Here is an 18,141-nt window from a genome sequence, read left to right as displayed (position 1 = left end):
AGCTACCCGGACCGGACTCACACCGGCAGGCGACGACGAGCTTCCGACACAGGTCATGACCGCAAAACGATCACCTCCTGATCTCTGGGCGCACCTGTTGCAGTACTAGGCCGGGCAGTTGTGGTACGCAGTGAGGAGCCAGCGGTTGTTTCGGCGGATCAGGGTCCAGGTGGCCATCACCCAGCGGTCGGCAGGGGGCTCGGTTTCGCCTGCCATCACGACCGCGCTGCGGCTGACGACGATGGCGGTGTCGGGGGTAGGGAAACGGACGAGTTGGGGTTCGTCCAGGGTTTTCGAGCCGCGCAGCGGGCCTTCGAAACCTGCGGCCATCCGGTCTCGGACGGCCGCACGACCGGAGTTGAAGACGCCGCGGAGGATGGACGTGGCGTCGGGGTCGTAGTCGGCGACGAAGGCGTCGGCGTCGTTGGCGGCCCAGGCGCGGTAGAGATTGTTCAGTACGTCGAGGACGGCCTCGCGGTCGGTGCGCATTGCGGTGTCGGTCATGATTTCCTCCTGAGGTCACGGCCGCGGTGAGCGGCTCACGAGTACCTACCGGCGGACCGTGCCCGATTCATCGCTCGCGGTGTAGAAAAGTTCGATGGGGGCGTTTTCGAGGAGCTGAGGGCATGGCGGACGTGGATTTCGCGGCGAGCACCGACCGGTATCGGCGGGAGTTGCTCGCACATTGCTATCGCATGCTCGGGTCGGTGCAAGACGCCGAGGACCTGGTGCAGGAGACGCTGTTGCGAGCCTGGCGGGCGCGCGACAGCTATGACGAGAACCGGGCCGGAATGCGGACCTGGCTGTACCGGATCGCCACCAATGCCTGCCTGACCGCGCTGGAGCAGCGCGGGCGCAGACCGATGCCCTCCGGTCTGGGCAACGCACCCGGCGACGATCCACGCGAGGCATTGGTCCACGGCGGAGAAATCCCTTGGCTGCAACCGATTCCGGACTCCATGCTGGCCGATCCATCGGAAGCCGTACTGGCGCAAGACAGTCTGCGACTGGCGCTGGTTGCGGCCATGCAGCATTTGCCCGCGCGCCAGCGGGCGGTACTGGTGCTACGCGAGGTACTAGACTGGCCCGCCGCGCAGGTGGCGCTGGCGCTGGATATGACACCGGCGGCGGTCAACAGCGCGTTGCAGCGGGCACGTAAGGCGCTGAACCAGAATGGAATACGAGAGGACGAGGTCACCGAGAGCGCGCAGCAGCGGGCCGTGCTGGACAGCTACGTCACCGCCTTCCGGAACGCCGACCTGGCCGCGCTGGAGAAACTGCTGGCCGACGACGTGATCATGGAAATGCCGCCCATGCTCAATTGGTACCTCGGCCGGGAGGGTTACGTCGGGTTCATGGCCCGCGTCTTCGACACCCGCGGCACCGATTGGCAATTGGTGCCGGTCGGGGCCAACGGCGGACCCGCATTGGCGGCCTACGTCCGCGATGCCGACGGAGGCTACATGCTGCACACCTTGCAGGTCTTCACCATTGACGGCGACCGCATCACGCACATGGTCGCCTACCAGGTCGAGGAGGTATTTCAGCTCTTTGCCCTGCCACCGCGATTGCCCTGAGCCTCAGTCGGTTCGATCGGACCCGGCCGCGGCCATCGCGCAGCCGCGCGGGATAGCAGGAGCCTTGCTGGACAGTCTGTTATCGGTGAGTATGTACGGAAGTTGATCGGGGTAGCACTCGACGAACGATGCAGACGGCCCCGGAATGACGAAAGCGCCGCTGCTGGTTCGCGCAGGACAAGACCTGAGCGTTTTGGGTTGCGGGATGTTGAGTTCGGCGGCGACGGAGTCGAAGTGTTCCCGGCCAGGTACGGGCATTGCGCCTACACCTCATGGTCGCCGAGCGTAGGCGGTGGCCAACGGAGGCAGGGTCAGCGCGGTGACTCGGAGGCCGAGCCGGACGCGATGTCGTCGGCCAGCGGGGCAATAGCCCCGATGATCTGTTCCACCAGCGCCGTCGGCACCCCGGCGACGGTCAGCGCATCGGTCAGATGGCCTGCCACAAGGGTGAAATGGTGCATCGTGATGCCACGGCCCTGATGGACCTGCTTCATCGGGGCACCGGTGTACGGGCCGGGGCCGCCGAGCGCAGCGGAGAAGAACTCGACCTGCCGTCCCTTCAACCGAGACATGTTCGTACCGGTGAAGAATGGCGCCAGCTGGTCGTCGGCGAGGACGCGGACGTAGAAGTCCTCGACTACCGCCTCGAGTGCCTCCTGCCCCCCGATCTGCTCGTAGATTGTGCCGGGCTCGGCGATCGTGGCCGCGCCGGACTTGGACTTGAACCATGACATGATTTCCATGCATTCAGAACAGCACCGGTCGGTTTCCGTTCCGTTAGTCGGCTGTCGCAGCCCGTTTTCCCTTCGTGGCCAGCATATTTCCTGGAACTCACAACTGGCTGCCACCACCGGTGAGCAATATTTCGAAACCGACTCGTCCCGCGAAAACAGGACAGACTTTGCGTGCCCGCTCAGGCACCGCCAGCCCAGCGGCACGCCTACATTTCGTGCTCGCCGAGCACCGGCGGCGGGCCGTATCGCGGCCGGTATCCGGCGATCCGGATCGGACTGCCGATCAGCCGGTAATCGCCGACGGTGACGATGGTTTCAGGGGAGGCGGCCAGTGCCTCGGGCAGGGTGCGCACCGCGGCCGCTGGAATACCGAGCGGCCGCAGGCGAGATTCCCAGCCGAATGCGGTATCGGTGGCAAGGGCGGCGGTCACCGCGGCGAGCACGTCGTCGCGATGCGCGGCCCGCTCGGCCATTGTCTCGAACCCGTCGACACCGGCCTCGGCGGCGAAGACCTTCCAGAAACCATCGTGGGTGATGAACAGCGCCAGATGACCGTCGGCGGTTGGAAAGAGCTGTGCTGGAACGTAATACGAATGTGCGCCGAAGTTTCGGCGTTGCGGTTGTTTGCCGTCGTTGAGATAGGCCGACGCATGGTAGTTCAGCTGCGAGAGCATCACCTCGTACAGCGAGACGTCGACCTGCCCACCGCGGCCGGAGACAATCTGGGCGAGCAGGCCGAGCGCGGCGGTGAGGCCGGTCGAGTTGTCGGCCGAGGAATAGCCGGGCAATGTGGGCGGCCCCTGCGGATCGCCCGTCATCGCGGCGATGCCGACGGCCGCCTGGATCACATAATCGAAGGCGGGATCCTCACCGCCGTCCAAGCCGAAGCCCGTGATCGCCACGCAGACGATCCGGTCGTTGAACTGCCGCAGGGACTCGTAGGTCAGGCCGAGGCGACGGATCGCCGACGGCTTCAAATTCACCAGCAGCGCATGGGATTGCGCGACGAGTTCGGCCAGTCGGCGCTGTCCGGCGGAGCTGGCCAATTCGAGTCGAATACTGCGCTTGCCGCGGTTGAGGCTCGCGAAATAGGAGTCGCCGACCTGTCGCGAAATCTCCCCGTTCGGCGGTTCGATCTTGGTCACCTCGGCACCGAGATCGGCGAGCATCATGGTGGCGTAGGGACCGGCGAGCATGGTGCCCACCTCGAGTATCCGGATCCCCGCCAGCGGCCCCGCCGCCGCGCCGGGCACCGGTTGGCTCACGACTGCGCCTCGCTGACGCTCGGCTCCGTCGTGCGCCATTGCGCGCTGTGTCGATGGTTCACTCGCTGACGCTCGCTCACGACTGCACCTCGCTGACGCTCGGCTCCGTCGTGCGCCATTGCGCGCTGTGTCGATGGTTCACTCGCCGACGCTCGCTCACCGCAGTTCCTTCGCCAGTTCGGCGATCATCTCCCGAGTTCTGCGCTTGGAGGCGATGAGTTCGTCGCGGGTGTCGCCGATGGGCAGCAGCCGCACCGACAGGTCCGTGGCACCGGCGTCGGCGAAGCGCCGCAGTCCCGCCGCGATCGCCTGTTCGTCGCCCGCGACGCAGATGTCACCGATATCGCGCGCCGAACCCTGTTCGAGCAGCCGCTGGTAGTTGGGCGAGACCTCTGCCTCGCCGAGAATCCGGTTGGCCCGCGCCTTGGCCTCGTCGATTTCCGACGGCGCACACAGGCACACCGGCAGCCCGGCGACGATGCGCGGTGCGAGCCGCCCGGCGTCGGCGGCGGCCTTGGTGATCTTCGGGACGACATGGTCGGCCACCGCGCGCTCGTCGGCCATCCACAGAATAGTGCCGTCGGCCTGTTCCCCGGCGATGCGCAACATGACCGGCCCTAGTGCGGCGATCAGCACCGGCACCGGCGCGACCGGGCCCAGGTCGAGCGGATTGTGCACGGTGAAGCTGTCGTTTTCGATATCGACTTGGCCGGGCCCGCGCAGACCCGCATTCAGCACGTCCAGATAGTCGCGGGTGTAGGCCGCCGGTTTCGTATAGGGCAGCCCGAGCATGTCCTGCACGATCCAGTGATGCGAGGGACCGACACCTAGTGCGAGCCGCCCCCCAGCAGCGGCTTGCGTCGAAAGTGCCTGGCGGGCAAGGGCGATCGGGTGCTGCGCCTGCAATGGCACTACCGCGGTGCCCAATTCGATGCGGGTGGTTTTCATACCCATCAGCGCGATGGTGATCAGTGCATCGAAATCGGTGGGTATCTGCGGAATCCAGGCGGTGTCCAGGCCCGCGGTTTCGGCCCATTCGATATCGTCGAGCATCCTGGCGAGCTTGCGCGCGGAGTCCCCCTTCTCCGGCCCGATCATCACTCCGATTCGCATGAATTCCTCCAGTTTCCAAGCTCTTTCAGATGACTGCGGCCGCTCAGGATCACGACGGCGTCGAGGTTTCGGTCTCGGGGACGGCAGTCGGCGGAGCCGACGGGGTGGGTAAGCACTCGGGGACGGCAGTCGGCGGAGCCGACGGGGTGGGTAAGCACAGCGCGCGGATCTCGGTGACCAGCGTCTCCAGCGCGGTACCGGTCGGAAAGACCGCGGCCGCGCCGGCTTCCAGCAGACGCGGCACATCCGCCTGCGGGATGGTGCCGCCGACCACCACCGCGATATCCCCCGCGCCGCCGGCCCGCAGCGCGTCCACGACGCGCGTCGTCATCGACACATGCGCGCCGGACAGGATGCTCAAACCGACTACGGCGACGTCTTCCTGCAACGCGATCGACACGATGTCCTCCACACGCTGGCGGATGCCGGTGTAAATGACCTCGAACCCGGCGTCGCGCAGGGTGCGGGCGACGATCTTGGCGCCGCGGTCGTGCCCGTCCAACCCCGGCTTGGCGACGAGTACGCGTGCGGGCATCAGAACACCACCGGCTGCTGGAACTCGCCCCATACCGACTTCAGTGCGGCGGTCATCTCGCCGACGGTGCAGTACGCGTTGGCGCAGTCGATCAGATTGTGCATCAGGTTTCCGTCTCCTTCAGCGGCATGCGACAAAGCGGTGAGACAGGCACGCACCGCAGCGGGATCTCGTTCGGCCTTCACCCCGGCCAGGCGCTCGAGCTGCAATTCCCGTCCCTTGGCGTCGAGTTCGTAGGTGCCGATATCGGGTGCGGGCTCGTCGGAGACGAATCGGTTCACCCCGACCACCGGACGCGAGCCCGACTCCACCTCCTGATGCAGCCGATAGGCCTCGTCGGCGATCAGCCCCTGCAGATATCCGTCTTCGATGCAGCGCACCATGCCACCGTGCTGCTCCAGATCGGCCATGATCTCGACGATGCGGGCCTCGGTGGCGTCGGTGAGCGCCTCGACGAAGTAGGAGCCGCCGAGCGGATCGGCCACCCGCGTCACACCGGTCTCGTAGGCGAGGATCTGCTGGGTGCGCAAAGCGAGCGTCGCCGACTCCTCACTGGGCAGCGCAAACGGCTCGTCCCACGCAGCGGTGAACATCGACTGCACCCCGCCGAGTACCGAGGCCATCGACTCGTAGGCGACCCGCACCAGATTGTTCTGGGCCTGCGGCGCATACAGCGACGCGCCGCCGGCGACACAGCCGAACCGGAACATCGACGCCTTATCCGTGCTCGCGCCGTATCGCTCGCGCACCAGGGTGGCCCAACGACGCCGACCCGCACGGTATTTCGCGATCTCCTCGAAAAAGTCGCCGTGAGTGTAGAAGAAGAACGAGATCTGCGGCGCGAATTGATCGATCGTCATCCGGCCGCGTTCCACCACGGTGTCGCAGTAGGTCACGCCGTCGGCGAGGGTGAAGGCCATCTCCTGCACCGCGGTCGCCCCGGCGTCGCGAAAGTGCGCGCCCGCCACCGAGATCGCGTTGAACCGCGGCACCTCGGCCGCGCAGAACTCGATGGTGTCGGCGATCAAACGCAGCGACGGCTCCGGCGGCCAGATCCAGGTGCCACGCGAGGCGTACTCCTTGAGGATGTCGTTCTGGATGGTGCCCGTGAGCTTTTCCCGCGACACCCCTTTTTTCTCCGCGGCCGCCACATAGAACGCCAACAGGATCGCCGCGGTCCCGTTGATGGTGAAGCTGGTGCTGATCTTGTCCAGCGGGATGCCGTCGAAGAGCACCTCGGCGTCGGCGAGGGTGTCCACGGCGACGCCGACCCGACCGACCTCCTCGCTCACCTCCGGATCGTCGGAGTCGTAGCCGCACTGAGTCGGCAGATCCAACGCCACCGACAGTCCGGTGCCGCCCTGGTCGAGCAGATACCGATAGCGCCGATTGGATTCCTCCGCTGTGCCGAAGCCCGAGTACTGCCGGAACGTCCACAACCGACCCCGGTAGCCGGAGGCGAAGTTGCCACGCGTGAAGGGATATGCGCCCGGCCGGGGCGGATCGGCACGCCGGTCGTCCGGTCCGTAGACCGGCTCGAGCGGGATACCGGACGAGGTCTGCACTTGGTCGTTCATCAGTGAATACGCTACTTGCCAAAAAAGAGAATGCCAATACCATCTGAAGCGAGTGAGTTCTCACAGCCCCGTTTTCCCGAGGAGCACGATGCCCGATCAGCACCGACCGTTGACCGACCGCACGATGGTGATCTCCGGCGCCAGCCGCGGTATCGGACTGGCCATCGCGGTCGCCGCCGCCCGACGCGGCGCCAACGTGGTGCTGCTGGCCAAGACGGCCGAACCGCATCCACGGCTGCCCGGCACCGTCTACACCGCGGCCGCCGAAATCGAGGCCGCGGGCGGCAAGGCGGCCGCCGTGGTGGGTGATGTGCGCCGCGAGGAGGATGTGCAGCGGGTGGTGGGCACCGCGCTGGAACGCTTCGGCGGCATCGATATCTGCGTCAACAACGCCAGCGCCATCGCGACCGAGCCGACCGAGCGGTTGTCGCCCAAGAAGTTCGATCTGATGATGGACATCAATATCCGCGGCGCCTTCCTGCTGACCCAGTCCTGCGTGCGGCACCTACGCAATTCGGCAAACCCGCACGTGCTGACCATCGCGCCACCGGTGAACATGAATCCGCGCTGGCTCGGCGCGCACCCGGTCTACACGCTGTCGAAGTACGGAATGACGCTGCTGTCGCAGGGCTGGGCCGTCGAATACGCCAAGGCCGCAATCGCATTCAACTGCCTGTGGCCCGAGACCTTCATCGCCACCTCCGCCGTGGCCAACCTCGACGACGGCACGAATCAACTCGCGGCCGCGCGCAGTCCGCAGATCATGGCCGATGCCGCGATCGAGATCGTGTCCCAGCCCGCACGGGAGATCACCGGCAACTGCTTCATCGACGCCGAGGCCTTGGCCCGATTCGGCGGCGTCGAGGACCTGTCCCGCTACGGCGGCGGCGCGCACCCGACACCGGACCTGTTCCTCGACTGATCACCGAAAGGATTGCCGGATATGACAATCGATCCCGACCAACGCACGCGCTACGAGAGCGGACTACAGGTCCGCCGCGAGGTCGTCGGCGCTGAATACGTCGACCGGGCGTTGGCCGCCGCGACCGACTTCTCCGAGCCACTGCAGGATCTGATCACCGAATACTGTTGGGGCGCAGTATGGACCCGCCCCGGCCTGGACCGCCGCAACCGGTCGATGATCACCCTGGCAATGCTGACCGCGCTCAACCGGTCCACGGAATTCGCTACGCATGTGCGGGCAGCGTTGACCAATGGCGTCACCCCGGAGGAGATCCGGGAGGTGCTGCTGCACGCGACGATCTACGCCGGTGTCCCCGCCGGAGTCGAAGCGTTCCGAATCGCCGGACCTATCCTGCAGGAGCACGCTGATGCCTGAACGTGAACACATCGCCTTCCTCGGTCTCGGCACCATGGGCGCGCGAATGTCGCGGCGATTGGTAGCAGCGGGTTTCGATGTCGTCGGATTCGACCCGTCCGAGACCGCCCGCGAAGCCCTGGTCGCCATCGGCGGTCGGGTCGCGACCAGCGCTGCCGCGGCCGCCGCCGGAGCCACTCACCTGATTCTGATGCTGCCCAGTTCCGCCGTCGTCGAATCCGTACTCGGTGACGAGCAAGTGCTGGCCGCTCTGGGGCCGGACACGATCGTGATCGATATGAGCTCCTCCGAACCGGAGTCGACGCAACGACTGGCGGCGGGGCTGGCCGAGCGCCAAATCATGTTGGTCGACGCACCGGTGTCCGGCGGCGTGCGCGGGGCTACCGACGGTACTCTGACGATCATGGTCGGGGGCCGGGAAGACACTGTTGCCCAAATTGATTCGGTGCTGGCACCGCTGGGCAAGATAAGGCACATCGGTGCATCGGGAGCCGGTCACGCCGTTAAGGCGATCAACAATCTGCTCGCCGCGGTCAACCTGCTCGCCGCCGCCGAAGGTGTCGCGGCCGGACGTCGTTTCGGCCTGGACCCCGCCGTGATCATCGAGACCATCAATTCCGCAAGCGGCCGCAGTGCCGCAACCGAACTCAAGTTCCCGCAGGCGATTCTGCCGGAAACTTTCGATTCCGGTTTCGCGCTCGGACTAATGCTCAAGGACATGCGCATCGCCACTGATCTGGCGGCCTCGCTCGGCATACCGGCCGCACTCGGCGAGCGCGCCGTCGAGCTGTGGGCACGCGCCGCGGCCGATCTGGGGCCGAGCGCCGACCAAACCGATATCGCGCGCTGGGCGGACGCGCGGTCCACGCAACATTAAGGCCCACACCATGAATACGCCCATCCGATTCTCGGTCGTCGAGGTGCCGCACTACTTCGGCAAATGCCCGCGCTGCGGTTATCCCGCCAGCGCCGCGGCGATGACTCAGACCTTCGCCGACGGCGCCACCGAATCGCAACTAGTCGCCACCTGCGGGCAGCCGTGCGGGTGGAGCGGCCCGGTGGCGCTGACCACGATGACCGACGCCCGGTCCGATTGAATCGAATTCACCACGATTGCACAGCGGTCGGTGGAGCAATGGCCGCATTCTCCGCGGCCAGCACCGCCGTCGGGATCACGACATCGGCCCGAACTCCGCCGTAGTCGGATTCGGTCAGGCACACCGAAATACCGTGCAGAATACCCAACCGAGCCACCACGAACAGCCCGAGCCGGGCATCCGCCGACAGTGTCGCGACGCTGAAATCCGGTGGGTCGGACAGCATTTCGTTGGCGCGTTCGAGTTCCGAATCCGACATGCCCATGCCCTGATCACTGATCATCACGACAACGCCGGTGCCGATCAGATTGCCGCTGACATCCACGCGCGACTGCGGCGGCGAGAACGCCGTCGCATTGTCGACCAGTTCGGCCAGTAGGTGGATGAGGTCGGCGACCACCGCGCCGTTGACGAATACCGACGGCAGTCCGGCATTGGTGTACACCCGCGTGTATTGAACGGTTTCCGCGATCGCACCGCGGACGAGATCCCGGAGCGCAACCGGACGTCGCCACTGTCGACCCGGGCGGCCGCCGCCGAGGATAATGAGATTCTCGGCATTGCGACGCCCTCGGGTGGCGAGATGGTCGAGCTGGAACAGTGTTTCCAGCAGCGCTGGATCCTCCTGTCGCCGTTCGGCCGCGTCGAGAATCTCCAACTGTCGGTGCACGACGATCTGGCTGCGATGGGCGATATTGCTGAATACCGCGCGCACACCCTCGCGAGTATTCGCCTCGGTGACCGCGACCGCGACCGCAGCGCCGTGCGCCCGATTGAATGCCTGTGCGACCTGACCTATCTCGTCGGTACCGAAATCCAGCTGTGCGGCTTCGGTTTTCGGATCGATGCGCACCCCTTCGGTCAGGCGTCGCATTGTCTCCGGCAACCGAACCTCCGCCACCGCAAGCGTTTCCGAGCGCAAGCGTTTCAAGCGTCCGATCAGCTGATTGGCCAGCCACAGCGACAACAGGAACGCCAGCACAGCGACCGTACTCACGACACTCGCGGCCAGCAACGAGTCGCGCCCGTGCCGGGCACCCGCATCGGCGGCGTGCCGTTGGCTCTGCTTGGCGTGCCCGACCCACAGTGTCACCAACTGCTGGTTCACCTCGTCCGCCGCCGCGCGCCACTGCGCGACGCTCATCGGCAATTGCGGTGCACTTGCGGGCCGCACCTCGACAATGGCGTTTTCCATCGCGCTGACCTGCTGCCAGGCGAGGGAAGCGGTGACATCGGCGACGCGCTGCGCGTTGGCGGCATCGAGTTCGGTAGCCAATCGCGCGATCTCGACGTGGTAATAGCTGACCAGGTTGCGGTATTCGGCGGACAGGTTGGGCGGCAGGCCCTGCGGGCGGACGGCCGCGGCGGTCAGCGCGCTGGCGCGCGACATGGATTCGACCACGTGCAACAGCCCCAGATTGCGGGTGAGTTCGGAGCCGGTGGCCGCATCCGGAGCGAACTGTCCGATCGTTGCCGACCCCTCGTCCATGCCGTCCAATAGTCGGCAGTAGAAGTCGTAGGCGTCGGCGACCGGTAGCCGACCGGCATCGATCGCACTGCGCAGCTCCGGTAACCGAGTCTTCAACTCTTCGAAGGCCGCCACGACGTTCCCCATCGCGCTGCCGCCCACGCGTTGGAATTCGGCTTCGGCCGCCGCCAGCGAATTCAGCGCGGCATCGAACCGCATCCGGGCAGCGACCAGTGCACCGGGATCGACGACCGCACCCGCCAACTGGGACACCGACAGCAGTCGCTCCTGTTGCACGGCGAGGACCAATTCGCGCGTCGGGGTGAGGTGAGTGTCCAGTGTGCGCGCGAAGCCCTCGGCGTGCCGCGCGTCATTGAACAGATAGACCGAGGTACCCACACCAATGCAGATCAGCAGCAGGCTGGGTACCAGCGCAATGACAAGGATTCTTGTCCGGATCCCGCGGAACCGAGCCTTCAACACCGCGATAATATAACTTACATATCCGAGAATTACATTCTCTAGTGCAGGGCGGCCAGCACGGTGTCACGTAGTTCCGGACGACAGATGAGCAGATCAGGCAGGTAGGGGTCGGGGCGGTTGTAGCGCAGCGGGGTCCCATCGAGACGCGAGACGTGCAGCCCAGCCGCAGCTGCGACGGCGACCGGGGCGCACGAATCCCATTCGTATTGACCGCCCGAGTGGGCGTAGACATCCGCGGTCCCGCGCACGACTGCCATCGCCTTGGCGCCGGCCGACCCCATCGGGACCGGCGTCGCCGACAACCTGGTCATCAGTTGCGCGACCTCCTCGGAGAGCCGACTCCGCGACACGGCCACCCGGATGGGACCGGATTGCGGTGGCAGCAACGCGGGTGGTTGCCCGGTGTGTAAGACCAGTCCCGCAGCGGGCAGTGCCACCGCCCCGACCACCGCTCGGCCGTCGACCGCGAGGGCGACATGCACGGCCCAGTCCGCACGCGGTGGTTCGCCGTATTCCCGTGTGCCGTCGAGCGGGTCGACGATCCACACCCGGGACCGTCCGATGCGACTCCGGTCGTCCGGACTTTCCTCCGACAGCACGATGTCCTCGGGACGCGCCTCCCGCAGCCGATCCAGCAGCAGGATATTGGACTTCCGGTCGCCGACCGCCCCGCCTTCGGAGCGGATATCGAGCAGGAGTTCGCCTGCTTCCTCGGCCAGCGCCGCTGCCAGGGTGTGATCGTCCATTACTTCCCTACTGTCCGATGGCAGGATCGAGTACGCCCGCTTTCGCAGGCGCTCGATGACCTTATCGGCCCCTTGCCGGTCGACATTTCTCGAGAGTACGGTTCTCATTTACCGGAAAGGTGATTCTTATCCTGCGGAGGCCCTTTCCGGTCACGAGCACTCGCACGCCTCGACACCGGTCGAGCACGCAGAGCACAGGGAGGACCACCCACCGATGCGATTCATCCTGCACTATCCCGAGACCACCGGCTACGACGGTGACATGCTCGACGTCGGCGCACTGCGCGATGTGGCGATCGCGGCCGAACGGTCCGGATTCGATGGACTGTCACTGAGCGAGCACCCGGTTCCCGGCGCCCGATGGTTGGCTTCCGGCGGACACCAGACGCTCGATCCGTTCGTCGCACTCGGCTATGTCGCCGGTGTGACCGAACGCCTCCGACTGATCACCTATCTCGCGGTCCTGCCCTACCGCAATCCTTTCCTGCTGGCGAAAGCGGCGGCGACGCTGGACAAACTGTCGGGCGGCCGCGCGATCGTCGGTCTGGGCACGGGTTATCAGAAGAGCGAATTCCACGCTCTCGGAGTCGATTTCGATGAGCGCAACGCACTGTTCGACGAGGCGCTGGACGTGCTGCCACTGCATTGGAGCGGCGAACCGTTCAGCTATCAGGGTCGCCACTTCAGCGCCCGCGATGTGATCGCCCGGCCGCGGCCGGTGCAGAAGCCGATCCCGATCTGGATCGGCGGCAACTCGAAGCTGAGCCGCCGCCGGGTCGCGACGCGCGCCCAGGGCTGGATCCCGATGACCGGCGGCGCGGAGCTGAGCACCACCGCGCGCACACCGGAACTCGGCACACTCGACCAGCTCGCCGCCAAGATGGCCGAGGTGCGATCGGCGGCCCAGGACGCGGACCGGACCGAGCACATCGATCTGGTCTACTCCTACCCGGACGCGAGCATCAGCACCCCGGCGGTCGATGCCGACCGGCACCGCGCGGCCTTCGCGACATTGGCCAAGGCCGGTGTCGACTGGATCGTCGTCTCCTGTCACACGCGCGAGGCCGCCGCGACCTTCGACTTCATTGCGGAATTCGGCGCGACATATACCAACGCGCCCGGCTCCTGAGCCGATCAGCGCGGCCGGTTCAGCACCTTATCCGCCGCCGTCCAGTGCTCGTCCGAAACCCACAGGTGCGCAAAGGCATTCACCGCCTCCGCTGCGGATACCCCGGAGAGCACCCGCTTGATCTCGCCCGAGGATGGGTTGGCCAGCGACCGAGCCAGCGCCAGCCAACCCTCCTCGAACGACGCGCGAGGCAGTATCCGGTCCACCAAGCCGACGCGTTCGGCCTCGGCGGCGTCGAGTACGGTCCCCGAGCCCGCGAGCAGCAGCGCTCGGCTTCGACCGACCAATGCGCTGAGCCGCTCTGCACCGCCCCAGGCGGGCATGATCGCCAACGCGACCTGGTTGAACGCGATCTTGATGTCGTCGGCGGCGACCCGAATATCCGCGGCGACCGCGACTTCGGCGCCACCACCGAAGGCGTGACCGTTCAACGCCGCGATCACCGGGGCGGGAAAGGCAGCGAGCCGATCGCAGATGCCACGCATCCGCCATGCCATCTCCTCGGCGGCCTCGAGAGTGCGAATCGCGCTGAGTTGCTTGAGATCTCCACCCGAGACGAAGGCCTTGTCCCCGGCGCCACGAATGACCAGCGCGCGGGCTCCTTCGGCCGCATCGAGTGCCTTCTCGAGCTGATCCATCGTCTCCGGCGCGATGGCATTGCGCGCCTGCGGGCGATCGATGGTGACGACCGCAAGCCCGTCACTCAGCTCGAGCTCCACCATGTCAGTTCTCCGATCAAGATATTGGCATTCTACTTTCTGGAGAATAGTATATTCAGAGCGGCAGCCCCCGACACCCATCCCGTAACCACCCGACAGCGCCGCGGGTGTGGCCGACTTGTGCCCGCGCGCCGGGTACTTGGAGTCCATATGCGCACAATCCCCGCCGAACTGGTCAAACGGTACGAAGCCGAAGGCTGGTGGACCCGCGATTCGCTCGGCGACCTGCTGGCGCGCGGTCTGGCCGCCGCCCCCGACGCCAGGTTCCGCGTGCATTCGCCGGTCCGGCCCTACACCGGAACCTTCCGTGATGTCGAGCTGGTCGCCCGCCGACTGGCCAGGGGCTTACACAAGCGGGGTGTCGGTCCCGGTGATGTAGTGGCCTTCCAGCTGCCCAATTGGATGGAGGCGGCCGCAACCTTCTGGGCCGCAACCTTTCTCGGCGCGATCGTGGTACCCATCGTGCATATCTACGGCCCCCGAGAAGTCGGCTACATCCTGGGTGCGGTGCGTCCACGCGTCTTCGTCACGACCGACCGATTCGGTTCGATCGACTACGACCCGGCCGTATACGCGGAGGTGCCGATCGTCGGGGTTGTCGGACACACCTTCGACGATCTGCTCGATGCGGAGCCGTTCAGCGGAGTCGTCGAGGTCGACCCGGCCAATCCGGCGCTGATCGCCTTCACCTCGGGCACTACCCGCGCGCCGAAGGGCGTGATCCACAGCCATCAAACCCTCGGCTGCGAGACCCGCCAACTGGCCGAGCACTACCCGGCCGACCTCGGTCCGCAGATCACCGCCGCGCCGGTCGGCCATTTCATCGGCATGCTCAATGCCTTCCTCATCCCGATCCGCGACGGCATCGCGGTCAACCTGGTCGACACCTGGAATCCGGAACAGATCCTGACCCTCATGACCACCTACGGCATCACCGTCGCGGGTGGCGTGCCCTACTACCTGACCAGCCTGGTCGACCATCCCGCCTTCACCGCCGAACATCTGCTGCACATGAAGTACGCGGGCATGGGCGGCGCATCGGTGCCGAGTTCGGTCACCGAGCGGCTGACCGAACTCGGCCTCATCGTCTACCGCTCCTACGGCAGCACCGAACACCCCTCGATCACCGCCTCCAACTGCACCGCACCGGAGCCCAAGCGGCTCTATACCGACGGCGATCCGCAGCCCGGCATCGAGATCCGGCTCACCGAAGACGGCGAAATCCTCAGCCGCGGACCGGATCTGTGTCTCGGCTACACCGATGAGGCGCTCACCGCGAAGGTTTTCGACGACGAGGGCTGGTATCACACCGGCGATATCGGCGTGCTCGACGAGGACGGATTCCTCACTATTACCGACCGCACCTCCGACCTGATCATCCGCGGCGGCGAGAACATCAGCGCGCTCGAGGTAGAAGAGGTCCTGCTGACCATGTCGGCGGTCGCCGAAGCGGTCGCCGTCGCAGCACCCGATGCTCGGCTCGGCGAGCATGTGGCCGCGGTGGTGCGACTACACCCGGGTTCGGATGCCCCGACGCTGGCGGATCTGCAGGCGCATTTCGCCGAGGCGGGGCTGACCAAGCAGAAATGGCCAGAGGAGCTAGTCGTGGTCGAGGACTTTCCGCGCACGCCGAGCGGCAAGGTGCAGAAGTACCGGATCCGACAGAGTCTGCGTGCGGCGTGATCAATGGCTGATGGTGGAATGCCGCGGCCATGGACGGCCGTGGTAGCGCTCGATATCGGTGTTGAAACGTTCGAGGTAGGCGGCGAAGGCGGCGACATCGTCGGGCGTCCAGTCGGCCATGATGTTGTCCAGATCGCGGACGCTCTTGGTGCGGTCGGAGTCGAGCTGGCGACTTCCCTCCGGGGTAATGCGGAACAGTCGAGCCATGCCGCCCTCGGGATCCGGGATCCGTTCGATCAGGCCCGCGCGCATCATCGCGGCGGTTTGCCGACGCAGGGTGGATGCCTCCAACCCCAGCGCTTCGCTGAGCTGCCCGATGGACATCGGGCCTTCGCCGTGCAGTCGATTGAGCAGGGTGTACGCGCTGCGGTCCATGCGATTGGCGCCACGCCGAGACGCCAGGCTGTACCGGCCGAGCAGCATGGTCTCGAATTCGATCAAATGCGTGGGCTTATCCATCCCGACCCTTCTGCCGATGCGCGCGTCACCAATGACGCATGTGTATCACACAGGACGTGCACTACACCCTCAAATGTGCATATTACACGTGACGTGTATCATACACGATGTTTTCAGCCGAAAGGCGGTTGGGAAGGGTCAGGCTATGGGCTGGCTCAGGTCGTAGACGGTGCTGCCGCCGACCGTGATGGCCGTGTAGTGCGCCTTGACCCATGCAGTGATTTCGCTTCCGCTGCTATTGGATCCCCCGCCGGGGCCACCGCCCATGCCGCCGCCCGCGATGAAGTAGGCGACATCGCCATTGGCGACGTACTGCTGGAATTGCGCCAGCGTCGGCGAATTGTCGCTGCCGGTGAAACCGCCGATCGCCATAATCGAAGCGCCGGTCGACAATTCGAGTCCGCTCGCCGAGCCTGAGCCCACTGTCGCTGCGGCCCAACGGGTGTCGGTATTGCGCACCAACTGTTGCAGTTCGGCGTTCGACGAATTCGAGCCGCCCGGTCCGCCGCCGCCGTCACGGTTGGCGGTCGCGTCGGTCCCCGCCTGTTCCGTACCGGCCTGTTCGGTACCCGCTTGTCCGGGTGCCGCGCCGTCGAATGACGGTGCGCCGGTTCCTGATTCGCCGAAACCATCGGGGACGGCGCCACCTGGTCCGCCCATACCCATACCCATACCCTTGCCCGCGACGGCCGGGCCGGAGGTCGGAATGGAGCCGGAGTGGGCGGTCGCCGCGGTCTCGATCGTGTACGCGGTGGTCCCCGCGAGGCCGAACAGCAGCCCAGCAGTGGCGACGACGGCGGTGAACCTGCCGAGTTGGTGTGCGCCGACCGCGACAATGGCCGCGACGACGATCGAACCGATCAGCACGAGCCAGCGCAGTGCCGGGTACCAGTCGGGTGTGCGGTCGAGCAGGATGAAGTTCCAGATACCGGTCGAGGCGGACATGGCCGCGAGTGCGATACGCGCCGTGACGAATTGGCGGCCGCGCCACAACTCGACCACCGCGATACCGATCAGCGCCGCGATCGCCGGGGCGAGGGCGACGGTGTAGTACGGGTGCATGGTGCCCTGCATATAGCTGAATACGACGCCGGTGACGAGCAGCCAACCGCCCCACAGGATCAGGCCCGCGCGGGTGCGTCCGGTTCGCGGTGTGCGCCGGGTGAACCACAGACCAGCCACCAGACCGATCAAGGCCGCGGGCAGCAGCCAGGAGATTTCGGTGCCCATCGAATCGCCGAACAAGCGGGTGATCCCGGTGCTGCCGCCGAAGCCGGTGTTGCCACCGCCACCGCCGCCACCACCATTGCCCTCGCCGCCGAGGACGCGGCCGAGACCGTTGTAGCCGAGCGCGAGGTCGAGCAGGCTGTTGCCGGTCGAGCCGCCGATGTATGGACGCGAGTCAGCGGGCCACAGGCTGACCAGGGCGACGAACCAGCCGCCCGAAATCACCATTGCGACAAAGGCCGCGAGCAGCTTGGCGACGCGACGCCAGAAGCCGATCGGCGCGGCGACCAGGAACACCAGCCCGAACGCGGGCAGCACCAGGAAGGCCTGCATCATCTTGGTGAGGAAGCCGAATCCCACTGCCACACCGGCCAATACGAGCCAGCGTCCACTGCCCCGCTCGGTGGCGCGGACCGTGCAGTACGCCGCGGCGACGAGCAGCAGCACCAGCAGTGCGTCCGGGTTGTTGAACCGGAACATCAGTGCCGCAACGGGAGTCACGGCGAGCGCCGTACCCGCCAGCAATCCGGCGGCCGGGCCGCTCCAGCGGCGCACCGCGGCATACACCAAGCCGACCGATGCCACTCCCATCAGCGCCTGGGGCAGCAGCATAGAGAACGAGCTGAAGCCGAGCAGCCTGCCGGACAAGCCCATTACCCACAGCGATGCGGGTGGTTTGTCGACGGTAATGGCGTTGCCCGAATCCAGCGAACCGAACAGCAGCGCCTTCCAGCTCTGCGTGCCCGCCTGGACCGCGGCCGCGTAGAAGTCGTTGGCCCAACCGGATTTACTCAGTCCCCACAGGTAGAGCACGGCGGTGGCCGCCAGCAGGGTCCACAATCCGGGGCGCGCCCAGCGTGGTTGCTCGGGCGGGCCGAACAGCCATCGAGTCGCTCGTTTCTGGTGCGCGCCCGCGTGCCGCGGACCCGCCGGTTCGGCGTACCGCACGGGCCGCGCTTCGGTCATGGTCATATCCAGTCCCTCTCGTGT

17 protein-coding genes and 1 pseudogene are annotated in these 18,141 nt (G+C 66.2%); 7 read left to right on the top strand and 11 right to left on the bottom strand.

All coding sequences use genetic code 11. The features are described 5' to 3' along the window. Window positions 1-105: 105 nt before the first annotated feature. Entirely contained in the window at window positions 106-504 is a 399-nt protein-coding gene (locus AB0J47_RS38475; protein WP_364358313.1) for an SgcJ/EcaC family oxidoreductase, read from the bottom strand. 122 nt (window positions 505-626) lie between these two features. Here AB0J47_RS38475 and AB0J47_RS38470 point away from each other — a divergent pair, with 122 nt between their 5' ends. Next, a complete protein-coding gene (locus AB0J47_RS38470) occupies window positions 627-1,577 on the top strand; it encodes a sigma-70 family RNA polymerase sigma factor (protein ID WP_364358310.1) in 951 nt (316 codons plus the stop codon). A 311-nt stretch (window positions 1,578-1,888) separates the two neighbouring features. Here AB0J47_RS38470 and AB0J47_RS38465 read toward each other — a convergent pair whose 3' ends face one another. From AB0J47_RS38465 to AB0J47_RS38445, 5 genes and pseudogenes are all read right to left on the bottom strand, one after another. Further along, complete coding sequence (locus AB0J47_RS38465; RefSeq protein ID WP_364358307.1) at window positions 1,889-2,320, bottom strand: group 1 truncated hemoglobin; 432 nt, start codon at window positions 2,318-2,320, stop codon at window positions 1,889-1,891. Window positions 2,321-2,517: 197 nt separating this feature from the next. Next, entirely contained in the window at window positions 2,518-3,564 is a 1,047-nt protein-coding gene (locus AB0J47_RS38460; RefSeq protein WP_364358322.1) for a CoA transferase, read from the bottom strand. Window positions 3,565-3,732: 168 nt separating this feature from the next. After that, window positions 3,733-4,689, bottom strand: coding sequence for an LLM class F420-dependent oxidoreductase (locus AB0J47_RS38455; protein ID WP_364358304.1), 957 nt, complete (start codon window positions 4,687-4,689; stop codon window positions 3,733-3,735). Window positions 4,690-4,846: 157 nt separating this feature from the next. Continuing rightward, window positions 4,847-5,224 (bottom strand): annotated as a pseudogene (locus tag AB0J47_RS38450) (cobalamin B12-binding domain-containing protein); the annotation flags it as partial. Beyond that, window positions 5,224-6,801: a methylmalonyl-CoA mutase family protein gene (locus AB0J47_RS38445; RefSeq protein ID WP_364358301.1), complete on the bottom strand. Its 1,578-nt coding sequence runs from the start codon at window positions 6,799-6,801 to the stop codon at window positions 5,224-5,226. The gene AB0J47_RS38445 and the pseudogene AB0J47_RS38450, both read right to left, overlap by 1 nt. An 88-nt stretch (window positions 6,802-6,889) precedes the next feature. On the opposite strand from AB0J47_RS38445, the gene AB0J47_RS38440 reads away from it, so the two are divergent. The 4 genes from AB0J47_RS38440 to AB0J47_RS38425 are packed head-to-tail and all read left to right on the top strand — an operon-like array spanning window position 6,890 to window position 9,237. Next, a complete protein-coding gene (locus tag AB0J47_RS38440) occupies window positions 6,890-7,723 on the top strand; it encodes an NAD(P)-dependent oxidoreductase (protein WP_364358298.1) in 834 nt (277 codons plus the stop codon). 21 nt (window positions 7,724-7,744) lie between these two features. After that, window positions 7,745-8,140, top strand: a complete 396-nt coding sequence (gene pcaC, locus AB0J47_RS38435) for a 4-carboxymuconolactone decarboxylase (protein ID WP_364358295.1) — start codon at window positions 7,745-7,747, stop codon at window positions 8,138-8,140. Continuing rightward, the gene (locus AB0J47_RS38430) at window positions 8,133-9,017 is read left to right on the top strand and encodes an NAD(P)-dependent oxidoreductase (protein ID WP_364358292.1); all 885 of its coding nucleotides are present in this window, start codon (window positions 8,133-8,135) and stop codon (window positions 9,015-9,017) included. The genes pcaC and AB0J47_RS38430 overlap by 8 nt, the downstream gene beginning before the upstream one ends. Window positions 9,018-9,027: 10 nt before the next feature. Beyond that, a complete protein-coding gene (locus AB0J47_RS38425; protein WP_364358289.1) occupies window positions 9,028-9,237 on the top strand; it encodes a hypothetical protein in 210 nt (69 codons plus the stop codon). Window positions 9,238-9,244: 7 nt separating this feature from the next. Here AB0J47_RS38425 and AB0J47_RS38420 read toward each other — a convergent pair whose 3' ends face one another. Further along, window positions 9,245-11,188 (bottom strand): nitrate- and nitrite sensing domain-containing protein, encoded by a 1,944-nt coding sequence (locus AB0J47_RS38420; protein ID WP_364358286.1) that lies wholly within the window; start codon window positions 11,186-11,188, stop codon window positions 9,245-9,247. Between the two features lie 38 nt (window positions 11,189-11,226). Further along, window positions 11,227-11,934, bottom strand: coding sequence for a 3'(2'),5'-bisphosphate nucleotidase CysQ (locus AB0J47_RS38415; RefSeq protein ID WP_364358319.1), 708 nt, complete (start codon window positions 11,932-11,934; stop codon window positions 11,227-11,229). Between the two features lie 214 nt (window positions 11,935-12,148). On the opposite strand from AB0J47_RS38415, the gene AB0J47_RS38410 reads away from it, so the two are divergent. Next, window positions 12,149-13,063 carry an LLM class F420-dependent oxidoreductase gene (locus tag AB0J47_RS38410; protein ID WP_364358283.1) on the top strand — a complete coding sequence of 305 codons (915 nt, stop codon included), beginning with the start codon at window positions 12,149-12,151 and terminating at the stop codon, window positions 13,061-13,063. A 5-nt stretch (window positions 13,064-13,068) separates the two neighbouring features. On the opposite strand, the gene AB0J47_RS38405 is transcribed toward AB0J47_RS38410, so the two are convergent. Beyond that, complete coding sequence (locus AB0J47_RS38405; RefSeq protein ID WP_364358280.1) at window positions 13,069-13,785, bottom strand: enoyl-CoA hydratase/isomerase family protein; 717 nt, start codon at window positions 13,783-13,785, stop codon at window positions 13,069-13,071. Between the two features lie 147 nt (window positions 13,786-13,932). Here AB0J47_RS38405 and AB0J47_RS38400 point away from each other — a divergent pair, with 147 nt between their 5' ends. After that, complete coding sequence (locus AB0J47_RS38400; protein ID WP_364358277.1) at window positions 13,933-15,465, top strand: AMP-binding protein; 1,533 nt, start codon at window positions 13,933-13,935, stop codon at window positions 15,463-15,465. Here AB0J47_RS38400 and AB0J47_RS38395 read toward each other — a convergent pair whose 3' ends face one another. After that, complete coding sequence (locus tag AB0J47_RS38395; protein WP_364358274.1) at window positions 15,466-15,924, bottom strand: MarR family transcriptional regulator; 459 nt, start codon at window positions 15,922-15,924, stop codon at window positions 15,466-15,468. Window positions 15,925-16,062: 138 nt separating this feature from the next. Next, on the bottom strand, window positions 16,063-18,123 hold the full coding sequence (locus AB0J47_RS38390) for a glycosyltransferase family 39 protein (RefSeq protein ID WP_364358271.1): 2,061 nt from the start codon (window positions 18,121-18,123) through the stop codon (window positions 16,063-16,065). Between the last annotated feature and the right edge of the window lie 18 nt (window positions 18,124-18,141).

The organism is Nocardia sp. NPDC049737 (assembly GCF_040674755.1).
Lineage (GTDB): Bacteria > Actinomycetota > Actinomycetes > Mycobacteriales > Mycobacteriaceae > Nocardia.
The sequence above is the reverse complement of the archived record's forward strand: the minus strand, read 5'-3'. Positions and strand labels throughout refer to the sequence as shown.